General features: G+C 58.0%; 12 protein-coding genes. 10 read left to right on the forward strand and 2 right to left on the reverse strand.

Annotation, left to right across the window (positions count from 1 at the left end):
• Positions 1–24: 24 nt before the first annotated feature.
• The 8 genes from rimP to BLL52_RS15165 all read left to right on the forward strand — a co-directional run bounded on the left by rimP (position 25) and on the right by BLL52_RS15165 (position 10,664).
• The gene (gene rimP, locus BLL52_RS15130) at positions 25–660 is read left to right on the forward strand and encodes a ribosome maturation factor RimP (RefSeq protein WP_075587686.1); all 636 of its coding nucleotides are present in this window, start codon (positions 25–27) and stop codon (positions 658–660) included.
• Between the two features lie 17 nt (positions 661–677).
• On the forward strand, positions 678–2,177 hold the full coding sequence (nusA, locus tag BLL52_RS15135; RefSeq protein WP_075587506.1) for a transcription termination factor NusA: 1,500 nt from the start codon (positions 678–680) through the stop codon (positions 2,175–2,177).
• A 79-nt stretch (positions 2,178–2,256) separates the two neighbouring features.
• Positions 2,257–5,196 carry a translation initiation factor IF-2 gene (infB, locus tag BLL52_RS15140; RefSeq protein WP_075587507.1) on the forward strand — a complete coding sequence of 980 codons (2,940 nt, stop codon included), beginning with the start codon at positions 2,257–2,259 and terminating at the stop codon, positions 5,194–5,196.
• A gap of 17 nt (positions 5,197–5,213) precedes the next feature.
• Positions 5,214–5,588, forward strand: coding sequence for a 30S ribosome-binding factor RbfA (gene rbfA, locus BLL52_RS15145; protein ID WP_075587508.1), 375 nt, complete (start codon positions 5,214–5,216; stop codon positions 5,586–5,588).
• Between the two features lie 2 nt (positions 5,589–5,590).
• Positions 5,591–6,694 (forward strand): tRNA pseudouridine(55) synthase TruB, encoded by a 1,104-nt coding sequence (truB, locus tag BLL52_RS15150; RefSeq protein WP_083633997.1) that lies wholly within the window; start codon positions 5,591–5,593, stop codon positions 6,692–6,694.
• A gap of 11 nt (positions 6,695–6,705) precedes the next feature.
• Positions 6,706–8,532: a translational GTPase TypA gene (gene typA, locus BLL52_RS15155; RefSeq protein ID WP_075587509.1), complete on the forward strand. Its 1,827-nt coding sequence runs from the start codon at positions 6,706–6,708 to the stop codon at positions 8,530–8,532.
• Between the two features lie 174 nt (positions 8,533–8,706).
• Complete coding sequence (locus tag BLL52_RS15160; protein WP_173861806.1) at positions 8,707–9,561, forward strand: DMT family transporter; 855 nt, start codon at positions 8,707–8,709, stop codon at positions 9,559–9,561.
• Positions 9,558–10,664, forward strand: coding sequence for an enoyl-CoA hydratase/isomerase family protein (locus tag BLL52_RS15165; RefSeq protein ID WP_075587511.1), 1,107 nt, complete (start codon positions 9,558–9,560; stop codon positions 10,662–10,664). The genes BLL52_RS15160 and BLL52_RS15165 overlap by 4 nt, the downstream gene beginning before the upstream one ends.
• A 39-nt stretch (positions 10,665–10,703) precedes the next feature.
• Here the strand turns inward: BLL52_RS15165 and smpB are convergent, their stop codons facing one another.
• A complete protein-coding gene (gene smpB, locus BLL52_RS15170; protein WP_075587512.1) occupies positions 10,704–11,177 on the reverse strand; it encodes an SsrA-binding protein SmpB in 474 nt (157 codons plus the stop codon).
• 68 nt (positions 11,178–11,245) lie between these two features.
• Between smpB and BLL52_RS15175 the strand changes: the two genes are divergently transcribed.
• Together BLL52_RS15175 and BLL52_RS15180 are read left to right on the forward strand one after the other, a co-directional pair.
• Positions 11,246–11,683 carry a type II toxin-antitoxin system RatA family toxin gene (locus BLL52_RS15175; RefSeq protein WP_075587513.1) on the forward strand — a complete coding sequence of 146 codons (438 nt, stop codon included), beginning with the start codon at positions 11,246–11,248 and terminating at the stop codon, positions 11,681–11,683.
• An 8-nt stretch (positions 11,684–11,691) separates the two neighbouring features.
• The gene (locus BLL52_RS15180) at positions 11,692–12,021 is read left to right on the forward strand and encodes an RnfH family protein (RefSeq protein WP_075587514.1); all 330 of its coding nucleotides are present in this window, start codon (positions 11,692–11,694) and stop codon (positions 12,019–12,021) included.
• Between the two features lie 24 nt (positions 12,022–12,045).
• On the opposite strand, the gene BLL52_RS15185 is transcribed toward BLL52_RS15180, so the two are convergent.
• Positions 12,046–12,582, reverse strand: coding sequence for a DUF4124 domain-containing protein (locus BLL52_RS15185; protein WP_320060521.1), 537 nt, complete (start codon positions 12,580–12,582; stop codon positions 12,046–12,048).
• Positions 12,583–12,675 lie beyond the last annotated feature (93 nt).

Below are 12,675 nucleotides of genomic sequence, written 5' to 3' on the forward strand. Positions count from 1 at the left end.
CTTGCGGTTTTATTTGGGGTTTTGGTGGCGCTTAAAGAAATTGTTGAACAAATCGTTGTCGGCTTAGGCTATGACTTGGTGGAGATTGAACGCTCTGCCGGCGGTTTGCTGCGTATCACCATCGACTTGCCCTGGACCCCGCCGGCTGTCAGTGTGGCAGTGCCAGAACAGTTTGTCACCGTGGAAGATTGTGAAAAAGTCACCCGCCAGTTGCAGTTTGCGCTGGAAGTTGACGCCATTGAATACAAAAGGCTGGAAGTCTCTTCGCCGGGCATTGATCGCCCGCTGCGCCACCAGCAGGATTTTGAGCGCTTTGCCGGCCAGGTGATAGATGTCACCCTGAAGGCACCGCTGGGTGCTGCGGCTTCGGGCCAGGTGAGCGCCAACCGCAAGAAATTCCGCGGTGTTCTGGAGCGCGCCGAGCAACTAGAGGGGGCCGGTGTGCCTGATTTGGGGTGTTGGCAAATCGTCTGGCGCGACGAGCCTGAAATCAAACCCGGTGCGAAAGTTAGTAAAAAGCGGCCGCTGGCACCCTTGCAGGCCTTGGGTTTCACGCTCGATGAGTTGCGGGATGCTCGCCTGGCGCCGATTGTGAGTTTTAAAGGTCGGGGGCATTCCGCAGTGGATGGCGCCGACAGCGACACCGTTGAATTGAATTGATACAGGAGAGTCATGGCATGAATCGCGAAATGTTAATGTTGGTCGACGCCATTTCACGTGAGAAAAACGTGGAACGTGATGTGGTGTTTGGCGCTGTGGAAGCTGCGCTGGCGCAAGCTACGATAAAGCTGTACACGGGCGATGTCGACATCCGTGTCTCGCTGAACCGTGATACCGGTGTCTATGAGACTTTCCGTCGCTGGCACGTGGTCCCCGATGAGGCTGGCCTGCAATTGCCAGATCAGGAAATTTTGCTGTTTGAAGCCGTTGAGCAAATTTCCGACATCGAAGTTGACGAATACATCGAGGAAACCATCGAATCCGTGCCGATTGGCCGCATTGGTGCGATGGCTGCCAAGCAGGTCATCCTGCAGAAAATTCGTGACGCTGAACGCGAAATGCTGCTTAACGACTTTATGTCGCGCGGCGACAAGATTTTTGTCGGTACGGTCAAGCGCATGGACAAGGGTGATTTGATCGTTGAGTCCGGCCGCGTGGAAGGCCGCTTGCGACGCAACGAGATGATCCCGAAGGAAAATTTTCGTACTGGCGACCGTGTGCGCGCGATGATCATGGAAGTGGACTTGACCCTGCGTGGCGCACCGATTGTGCTGTCGCGTTCAGCCCCTGAATTTATGACCGAGTTGTTCCGCAACGAAGTTCCTGAGATCGAGCAGGGTTTGCTGGAGATCAAATCCTGCGCACGAGACGCAGGCTCACGCGCCAAGATCGCAGTGCTGTCATATGACAAACGCGTTGACCCTATTGGCACCTGTGTCGGTGTGCGCGGTACCCGCGTCAACGGCGTGACCAATGAACTCGCTGGTGAACGCGTCGATATTGTGCTGTGGAGCGAAGACCCGGCGCAGTTTGTCATTGGTGCCTTGGCGCCCGCGAACGTCACCAGCATTGTGGTGGACGAGGAGCGCCACGCGATGGACGTGGTGGTCGACGAGGAAAATTTGGCCATTGCCATTGGACGTGGCGGACAAAACGTGCGCCTGGCATCCGAGCTCACTGGTTGGAAAATCAATATTCTTGACGCCGCCGAGTCTGCCGAGAAACAAGCCAGCGAAGTGGACGCGAGCCGTGCACTCTTCATGGAAAAGCTCGATGTCGACGTAGAAATCGCCGACCTGCTGATTGCCGAAGGCTTTATCAGCCTAGAGCAGGTCGCGTATGTGCCTCTGGAAGAAATGCTGGAGATTGATAGTTTTGACGAAGACACCGTCAACGAGCTGCGCGCGCGCGCCAAAGATGCCATGTTGACGATGGAAATCGCCAATGAGGAAAATGTCGGCAAGGTGGCCACCGAACTGCGTGAGCTTCAGGGTTTGACTCCCGATCTCATCAGTAAGCTGGCTGACCACGGTGTTCACACGCTCGACGATCTGGCAGATTTGGCGGGGGATGAACTCACCGACATCACCGGGCAGTCTGAAGAAGACGCCACGGCGATGATCATGAAAGCACGCGCGCACTGGTTTACTGGTGATGCAGCGGCGCAAGCGTCTTGAATTATGAAAACAAAGTTTCAGTAAAGGCTGCAGACCGCCCTCAGGGCTGTGTCAGCCGACACTAAAGGTTACCCCAAACATGTCCAGTATGACCGTTGCCGAGTTTGCAAACGAACTCAAAAAATCCACCGATACCTTGCTTGAGCAATTGAAGTCGGCTGGTGTGGCTAAAGCAGCCGCGAGCGACACCCTCACAGAGGCTGACAAGCAGCGTCTGTTGGGTTACCTGCAAACCGCCCACGGCACGCCATCGGCCGAGCGCAGAAAGATTACCCTGGTCAAAAAATCGACCACGGAGATCAAGCAGGCGGATGCCACGGGCAAAGCCCGCACCATTCAGGTGGAGGTGCGCAAGAAGCGCACCTTTGTTCGCCGCGATGACCCACTGGACATGCCCGTTGCCGCGCCCGCACCGGAGCAGCACGAGGAGGAGCACGCCGACACTGAATCATCGGTGGACCACGCTGAACTGGCTCGCCGGGAAGAAGAGGCCAGCCGTCAGGCTGAACTGATTCGTCGCCAAGAAGAGGACCTTGCCGAGCGCCGCCGCTCGCGTGAAGCCCAAGAGGCCGCCGCGCGTGAAGTCGCAGAACAAGCTGCGGCGCAGGCTGCCCAAGCCGAGTCCCTGCAACAAGAAGCCCAGGCAAAATCCCGGAAAAAATTGGCCGAATCGGCTGCCGTTTCAGCCAGTTCGGAATCTGCAGAAGCTGCGATAGCGCAGGCCAAGGCTGCCGCTGCGCAGAAGGCAGCAACTGAACAGCAGCTGCAAACCAAAGCCAAGGAAGAAGCCGCTGCCGAATCCAAGAGCCGGGCCGCTGAAGAGCAGGCGCGTGCGCTGGATCTGAATGAGCGTCGTCGCAAGGCAGAAGCAGAGGCCGCAGCGATTCGCCTGATGATGTCGCAGCCAGGTAAAAAACTGCCTCCGAAGAAAGAAGAGCCGCCCAAGCCCGTAGCAGTGCCAGTTAAGCCGGGTATCAAAGGCACCCTGCACAAACCTGTAGGTAGTGCTACCGCCAAGCCTGCAGCGCCGGGAGCACCTGGCGCTGCGGCCGCAGCCGGGGCTGGCAAGGAAGTCAAATCTGCCAAGCTGTCCAGCAGTTGGGCGGGCGATCCGGCCAAGAAGAAAGGGATTCCAACCCGTGGTGACACAGGTGCTGGCGCCGGTCGCGGCGGCAACTGGCGCGGCGGTCCGCGCGGCCGTCGTGGCAGCAATGACCGTGACCGCAATGACCAGCACAACCAGTCGGCACCGGTGGAAGCGCGCGTGCTGGAAGTGCACGTGCCGGAAACCATCACCGTCGCCGAATTGGCCCACAAGATGGCCGTCAAGGCCTCCGAGGTGATCAAGCATCTGATGAAGCTGGGCCAGATGGTCACCATCAACCAGCCCTTGGATCAAGACACCGCTATGATTTTGGTAGAAGAGATGGGCCACAAAGCCATCGTCGCGGCGCTGGACGATCCGGAAGCCTTTACCGATGATGAAGTGCAATTGCAGCAGTCCGAGTCGTTGCCGCGTGCCCCGGTGGTGACCGTCATGGGCCACGTCGATCACGGTAAAACGTCGTTGTTGGACTACATTCGTCGCACCAAAGTCGCCACCGGCGAAGCCGGCGGTATTACCCAGCACATTGGTGCTTACCATGTGCAAACAGCGCGTGGCATGGTGTCTTTCCTTGATACCCCAGGCCACGAAGCGTTTACCGCCATGCGTGCCCGTGGTGCCCAAGCCACCGACATCGTGATTCTGGTGGTGGCGGCCGACGACGGTGTGATGCCGCAGACCAAAGAAGCCATCAAACACGCCAAGGCAGCTGGTGTACCCATCGTGGTCGCCATCACCAAGGCAGACAAGCCTGATGCCAACCCCGAACGGGTCAAAAATGAGTTGGTCGTGGAAGAAGTGATTCCAGAAGAGTTTGGTGGCAGCTCGCCGTTTGTGGCGGTCTCGTCCAAAACAGGCATGGGTATTGATGCACTTCTGGAGCAGGTGTTGCTGCAAGCGGAAGTGCTTGAACTGAAAGCCCCAGTGGATGCCATGGCCAAGGGTCTGGTGATCGAAGCGCAGCTCGACAAGGGCCGTGGCCCGGTGGCTACCGTGCTGGTGCAAAGCGGCACGCTCAAAACGGGCGACGTGGTGCTGGCCGGACAAACCTTTGGCCGCGTGCGCGCCATGCTGGACGAAAACGGCAAGTCGATCAAATCGGCAGGCCCATCCATTCCGGTTGAAATCCAGGGCCTCACCGAAGTGCCGCAAGCCGGTGACGAATTCATGGTGCTGTCGGACGAACGTCGTGCCCGTGAAATCGCCACCTACCGTGCTGGCAAGTTCCGCCACACCAAATTGGCCAAACAACAAGCCGCTAAGTTGGAGAACATGTTCACCGACATGACAGCAGGCGAGGTGAAGATGGTGCCGATCATTGTCAAGGCTGACGTGCAGGGCTCGCAAGAAGCGTTGGCACAGTCGCTGCTCAAGCTCTCCACTGATGAGGTCAAGGTGCAGATGGTGTACACCGCTGTGGGTGGCATCAGCGAATCCGACGTGAATCTGGCGATTGCCGCCAAGGCGGTGATCATCGGCTTTAACACCCGTGCCGATGCTGGTGCGCGCAAATTGGCCGAGAACAATGGCGTCGATATTCGTTACTACGACATCATTTACGACGCTGTGGACGACCTGAAACTGGCCATGTCGGGCATGCTGACACCGGACAAAAAGGAAGAAATCATTGGTACCGCCGAAATTCGTCAGATTTTCAAGGTGTCCAAGATTGGCACGATTGCCGGCTGTATGGTCACTGCTGGTTTGGTGCGCCGCACTGCGCGTTTGCGGCTGTTGCGTCAGAACACGGTGGTGTACACCGGCGAACTCGACTCGCTCAAGCGATTCAAGGACGATGCCAAGGAAGTGCGCGAAGGTTTCGATTGCGGCTTGAACATCAAGAACTACAACGACATCGAAGTCGGCGACGTGCTGGAGTTCTTCGAAATCCGCGAAGTAGCGCGTACCCTGTAACTTGACGAGAGCTCACAGTGCGTCAAAAAGCAGCCGCCCCCAACCGTGCCTTCAAGGTGGCCGATCAGATCCAGCGGGATCTGACCGAACTGATCGCCCGCGAGTTAAAAGACCCGCGTGTCGGCATGGTGACGATTCAAGGCGTTGAAGTCACGCCCGATTACGCCCATGCGAAGGTGTTCTTCAGCCTGCTGGCCGGTGATGTGAAAGCCTGTACTGAGGGTTTGAACCAGGCCGCCGGCTTTTTGCGCGCTGGCCTGTTCAAGCGTTTGCACATCCACACCGTGCCAACCCTGCATTTTGTGTTTGACCAGACACCTGAACGTGCAGCCGACATGAACGCACTGATTGCACGTGCGGTCGCCTCCCGTTCGAAAGACAGCGAAAGCTAGCCATGAGCACCGCCGGGCCGCCCCAAGGTGCGAAGGCCCCCTTGGGGGGCAGCGAATTACACGAAGTGAACGCGCGTGGGGGCAGCAGTGCCACCGCCGGGCCGCCCCAAGGTGCGAAGGCCCCCTTGGGGGGCAGCGAATTACACGAAGTGAATGCGCGTGGGGGCCAGCATACCCGGGTTGCCAGGCGCCCCGTGCATGGGGTGCTGCTGCTGGACAAGCCTCTGGGTTGGTCCAGCAACGATATTTTGCAAAAGGTGAAGTGGCTGTTGCGCGCGGAAAAGGCCGGCCATACCGGCACGCTGGACCCATTGGCCAGTGGCGTGTTGCCCTTGTGTTTTGGTGCCGCCACCAAATTCAGCCAGCTGCAACTGGATGCCGACAAAACGTATGAAGCGGTGATGTGCCTGGGTATTAAAACCAGCACAGCAGACGCTGAGGGCGAGGTGATTGAGACACGTCCGGTGGCGGTGTCGCCAGAGGATGTGGCGCAGGTGGCGCTACGGTTTACCGGGCCCATCAGCCAGGTGCCGCCCATGCACAGCGCACTAAAGAAGGATGGCAAGGCGCTCTATGAGTACGCGAGAGCCGGTATAGAGATTGACCGGGCCCCGCGCCAGGTCATGATTTATAAGCTAAATATGGCTCTAGCCCTTGATAGTAAAGCGCAGGTAGCTATTAATTTAGAAGTAACCTGCAGCAAGGGAACGTACATCCGCACCCTGGGTGAAGACATCGGCGAGGCTTTGGGTTGCGGTGCACACCTGAGCGCGCTGCGCCGGGTCGGGACAGGTGGTTATACCGCGGCGCAATGTGTCACGTTGGCGGCGCTGCAAGCCATGAGCGAAGAAGAGCGCCTAGCTTGCCTGCTGCCGGTGTCGTCTTTGTTGCCTGATCACACGGTGGTCACGCTCGACGATGAGAATGCTGCGAGGTTTTCAAGCGGCTTGCTGCGCCGCGGCCCTTGGCCCGACGCACCGCAGGTGGCGGTTTATGCAGAAAATGGCCAGGTGCTGCTGGGTACAGCGCAGGTGGTGGCCGGTGAATTGATCCCGGGTCGGCTGCTGAGTCCGACCGACATTGAACAGATGACACAAGCTATTTAAGAAAGTAAACCATGGCTCATAAACAAATCCGAAACATTGCGATCATCGCCCACGTTGACCACGGCAAAACCACCATGGTCGACCAGTTGCTGCGTCAGTCCGGCACTTTTGCCAATCACGAAAAAGTTGTCGATACGGTGATGGACAACAACGCGATTGAGAAAGAACGTGGCATCACGATTTTGGCCAAAAACTGCGCGGTGACCTGGCAAGACACCCATATCAACATCGTCGACACCCCTGGCCACGCCGACTTTGGCGGCGAGGTGGAACGCGCTTTGAGCATGGTCGATGGTGTCGTGCTGCTGATTGATGCCCAGGAAGGCCCGATGCCCCAAACCCGTTTTGTGACCAAAAAGGCGCTGGCCCTGGGTTTGAAGCCGATTCTGGTGGTGAATAAGGTGGACAAGCCCGGTTCGCGCCCTGACTTTGTGATCAACGCCGCGTTTGATCTGTTTGACAAATTGGGTGCCACTGACGAGCAACTGGATTTCCCGGTGGTTTACGCCTCAGGCATTAACGGCTGGTCGTCGTTGGTTGAAGGCGGGCAGGGTGAGCAGTGGGGCCCGGATATGTCGGCCCTGTTCAACACTATTCTGGATCATGTGCCGCACCAGCAGGGTGACCCGGCCGCGCCGCTGCAGTTGCAAGTTTCGGCGCTGGACTTTTCCACCTTTGTCGGGCGCATCGGTGTGGGCCGCATCAGCCAGGGCACCATCCGCCCGATGATGGACGTGGTGGTGATGGAAGGCCCGGACGGCAAGGCGGTTAAAGGCCGTGTCAACCAGGTATTGACTTTCCAAGGCCTGGAGCGCGTGCAAACCACCGATGCCGGCCCTGGCGAAATTGTGCTAGTCAACGGCCTGACCGACATAGGTATTGGCGTGACCATCACCGACCCCACCAACCCGACCCCGCTGCCGATGCTCAAGGTGGATGAGCCAACCCTGACGATGAATTTCTGCGTCAACACCAGTCCGCTGGCAGGGCGTGAGGGCAAATACGTCACCAGCCGTCAGATCTGGGACCGTCTGCAAAAAGAACTGCAACACAACGTGGCACTGCGCGTCAAGGAAACCGGCGAAGAAGGTATCTTTGAAGTTATGGGCCGTGGCGAATTGCACTTGACCATTCTTCTGGAAAACATGCGCCGCGAAGGTTTTGAGCTGGCCGTTTCTAAGCCGCGCGTGGTGTTCAAAGACATCAATGGCGAAAAGTGTGAGCCCATTGAGTTGGTGACCGCCGACATCGAAGAGCAACACCAGGGTGGCGTGATGCAGGCTTTGGGCGAGCGCAAAGGTGAGTTGTTCAATATGGACCCCGATGGCCGGGGCCGCGTCCGCCTGGAATACCGCATTCCGGCACGGGGACTGATTGGTTTCACCAACGAGTTTTTGAACCTGACGCGTGGCACAGGCCTGATTTCCAACATCTTCGACTGCTACGAACCCCACAAGGGAGAGATTGGCAGCCGTAAAAATGGCGTGCTGATTTCCATGGACGACGGTGAAATCTTCACCTACGCCCTGGGTAAGCTCGATGACCGAGGCCGCATGTTTGTGCGCGCCAACGACCCGGTGTATGAGGGCATGATTGTTGGTATCCACAGCCGTGACAACGACCTAGTGGTTAACGCCACACGCACCAAGCAGCTCACCAACTTCCGCGTGTCTGGCAAGGAAGACGCGATCAAGATCACGCCACCGATTGAGTTGACGCTGGAATACGGTGTGGAATTCATCGAAGATGACGAACTGGTCGAAATCACCCCGAAGAGCGTGCGTCTGCGCAAGCGCCACCTCAAGGAAAGCGACCGTAAGAGGGCCAGCCGCTCCTAAACGTTGACTGCCGCAAGTGTGCGCCCGGGTTACTGAGCCGCGCCTTGTGACGAAACGTGGCGAAACATGGGATAGCCCTTTTCGGGTTGTCCAGCAACGCCCCGAACCTTGAACTACCCGTTATTGTTACCAAGGTAGACATTGAAGCTCAGGCACAACCAGGCTGTGTTGCTGATGGTGGTGGCGACCTTGCTGTGGTCGACTGCTGGCGTGGTGACGCGGCACCTGGAGCACGCGCAAAAGTTTGAAGTCACTTTCTGGCGCAGCCTGTTTACTGTATTGAGCTTGCTGGTCATCCTGCCACTGATGCAGGGGCGCGGCGTGTTTGCCCGTATGCGTCACGGCGGCGCGGCGCTGTGGGTATCGGGTCTGTGCTGGTGTGGCATGTTCACCTTTTTCATGCTCGCAATCATGCTGACCACCGTGGCCAATGTGCTGGTCACCATGTCGCTCACGCCCTTGCTGACTGCGCTTGCGGCGCGCATCTTCATCGGCCACCGGGTGCCAACACGCACTTGGGCGGCCATTGGCGTGGCCGGTTTTGGTATCGCCTACATGTATGCCAGCCAGTTGGGACAGGGCGTCAGCATGGCGGGCACGCTGGTGGCGCTGTGTGTACCCGTTTCTGGCGCGGCCAACTGGACGGTCACCCAGCACGCTCATGCTCAGGGTAACGACGTGGATTTGATCCCTGCCGTGCTGATTGGCGCGGTGCTGTCTTCTCTGATCACGTTTCCATTGGCCTGGCCGTTTCAAGCCTCCGGGCATGATTTGGGCTTGTTGGCCGGGCTGGGGCTGGGACAGCTGGCGATTCCGTGTGTGCTGGCGGTGCTTTGTACCAAGGTGCTTAAAGCGCCCGAGGTCGCGCTGCTGGGTCTGCTGGAGGTGATCTTCGGCATCTTGCTGACCTGGCTGGGGGCCGGTGAGGCGCCGGGGCATGATGTGCTTGTCGGCGGCACGCTGGTTATCGGCGCGCTGGTGGCCAATGAAATTGTGGCGTGGAGGGGTAGGGCATGCGTGCAAATATGAGTGCTGTTGTGAATGAGGTTCTGACGGAAATCCGTGGCCAGGTGGGGTTCATCACCTTGAACCGTCCCGCTGCGCTGAACGCGTTGACGCTGCAGATGATCAGGGCTCTGACCACCTGCCTGCTGGCCTGGCGTGAAGATGCGCGGGTGCAAGCGGTAGCGATTCGCGGCTCTAACAAGGCTGGCCCGTTTGGTGCGTTTTGCGCCGGGGGTGATATCCGGTTTTTTCATCAGGCGCTGTTATCAGGCGACCCCAGTCCTGAGGACTTCTTTACCGAGGAATACACCCTCAATCACCTGATCCACACTTACCCCAAGCCGTACATGGCATTCATGGATGGCGTGGTCATGGGTGGCGGCATGGGAATCAGCCAGGGTGCATCGCACCGGCTGGTCACAGCGCGCAGCAAAATTGCCATGCCTGAAACAACCATTGGTCTGTTTCCGGACGTGGCAGGAGGCTATTTTTTGAGCCGCTGCCCGGGTCATACCGGCGAGTGGCTGGCACTGACCGGCACGACCCTCACAGCCGCGCAGGCGATTGCGATGGGGTTGGCTGACCATTGCCTGGAGGTGGATCAGCAAGCGGCGGCCTGGGACGCATTAGGTCAGATTGACTTGGGTCAAAGCCTGCAGCTAAGCGACTGGATTGCTACATATTGTATAGCTATTAGCGCAGAAGATATAAGGGCTAGAGGCCAAATTGACCATTATTTTTCAATGGATGGCGTGGTCAGCATTGTGCAAGCCCTGGAAGCTGACAACGCCGACTGGGCGCAACAAACCGCCGCCCAGTTGCGCCAGCGCTCGCCGCTGATGCTGCACCTGACGCTGGCGCAGATCCGCCGCGCCCGCCACATGAGCCTGGCCGAGGATTTGCGCATGGAGCGCGACATGGTGCGGCACTGCTTCTTCCCGCGCCATCTGCGCCGCAGCGCAGCACAGACCGAGACAGCAGAGGGTATACGTGCGCTAGCCGTGGATAAGGACAACACGCCGCACTGGCAGCCAGCCTGCATTGAAGATGTCACACCTGACATGGTGCTGGCTTTTTTTGACAGCCCTTGGGCAGCACATTGCCACCCGCTGTGCGACTTGGCCTAAAAACTGGTAACTGCGTCTGCTCAGACCGATTGGCGCGGCTTACCGCTGGCGTGATTTCATGACGCGCTCCACCTCGCGCTTGCCCTCGCGGTCTTTGATGGTGTTGCGCTTGTCGTGCTCGGCCTTGCCCTTGGCCAGCGCAATCTCGCATTTGATCTTGCCCGCCTTCCAATGCAGATTGATGGGCACCAGCGTGTAGCCTTTTTGCTCTACCTTGCCGATCAGCCGTTTGATTTCTTCGCGGTGCATCAGCAGCTTTTTGGTGCGCTGCTTGTCTGGGCTGATGTGGGTCGATGCGGTCCCCAGTGGCTGAATTTGCAGGCCAATGATGAACAACTCACCGTTGCGGATAACCACATAGCCGTCTGTCAGTTGCACCTTGCCTTCGCGCAATGATTTGACCTCCCAGCCTTCCAGCACGATGCCGGCCTCAAACCGCTCTTCAAAAAAATAGTTGAACGCCGCTTTTTTGTTGTCAGCGATGCGTTTTGCAGTGTCGGGTTTTTTGGCCATGAGGGAGAGCTTGAGTGGGGATGGATGCGAACAAGGCTTGACTACAATCCCGCGCAAAACTCCATTCTATGAAAACTGTCAAAAAGTCCGTTTTAATTTGGTACAGCCCCGCAGAAATGTACCGCCTGGTGGTGGACGTGGCGGCGTATCCGCAGTTCTTGCCGTGGTGTGACAAGGGTCGCGTTGTTTCTCTGGAAGAAAACGGTATGGTCGCCGAAATCGGCATCGCATTCGGCGGCATTCACCAAACATTCACCACCAGAAACGTGCATGTGCCTGACCGCCAACTGATCATCAAGTTGCTCAAAGGGCCTTTTTCGCAACTGGAGGGCGAGTGGAACTTTGTTCCCGTGGGGACCGAGACACGCGCCTGCCGAGTAGAACTGGTGCTGAGTTATGGCTTTGACAGCACGCTTGGCAGGCTGGTGAGCCCGGTGTTTGACAAGATCGCTGGCAGCATGGTGGACGCCTTTATCAAGCGCGCCAAGCAGGTCTACGGCGAGTAGGCTCCGCGATGCAGGTTTGGGTGGTGTATGCGCTGCAGCCGCGCCAAGTTGAAGAAGTCGCTCTGAACCTGGTTGAGCCCAGCAGCGTTATGGATGCGCTGCGCGAAAGCGGCCTGTTGCAGCGATTTCCTGAGATCGACGCCTCCAATATTCTTGTGGGCATCTGGGGCCGTGAGGCAAGTTTGCAGCAAGTTTTACGAGAGCATGACCGGGTGGAGGTTTATCGACCCTTGCGCGTTGACCCGAAAGTGGCTCGGCGAGAGCGCTTTGTCAAGCAGGGTGCGCGCACCACCGGCTTGTTCATTAAAAAACGACCAGGCGCCAAGCCGGGGTATTAAGTCCAGCGCTGCTGCGCTAAAAAGTCACTTGCAATCCGCATCAATGATCGTTTGAATGCGCAGTGCTTCTGCAGCGCGGGTGGCATCGTCCAGGATTTCGCGTTCGCCTTGCTTGTTGACGCGCGACAGGCGAACACCCGAATCAAAACCCGCCTTGGCCTGTTTGGCACGGACGCAGTTGTCAGCCTTGAGCTTGGCCACTCTGTCCTCCTCAGCCTTGTGCTTGGCAGCTTCTTCCTGCTCGGCTTTTTTCTTCTTTTCAGCCAAATCCTTGTCAATGCCGCTGATTTTTGGCGCACTGCTTGCTGTTTGCGCAGCCGCTGCGCTGCTGGCAGGCGTGCCCGGGGTGGTGCTGACTGCGCCGTCTTCGTTTGCCACGGGCGCAACAACTCTGGCGCCACCGGGTCGTTTGAGAATACTTTTATCTGGCACGCTGGGCGGCGGTGCACGGTCACTAAACACCTTGCGCCCATCTTTGTCAAGCCATTGCCATTGGGCCATGACCCCGGTGGACAGCAGCACGGTTACAAGAAGCACGATCGGTCGGAAGGTTGGGTTCATGGGTGTCAAGTTTATGTCAGGCAACGCTGGTTGCGGGGTTTTACGTGTTTTAACGCGACAACTGGCGCTGCCAAGGCAACCCAAGCGGTAAAC

Origin of the sequence: Rhodoferax antarcticus ANT.BR (genome assembly GCF_001938565.1) — a bacterium.
Lineage (GTDB): Bacteria > Pseudomonadota > Gammaproteobacteria > Burkholderiales > Burkholderiaceae_C > Rhodoferax > Rhodoferax antarcticus.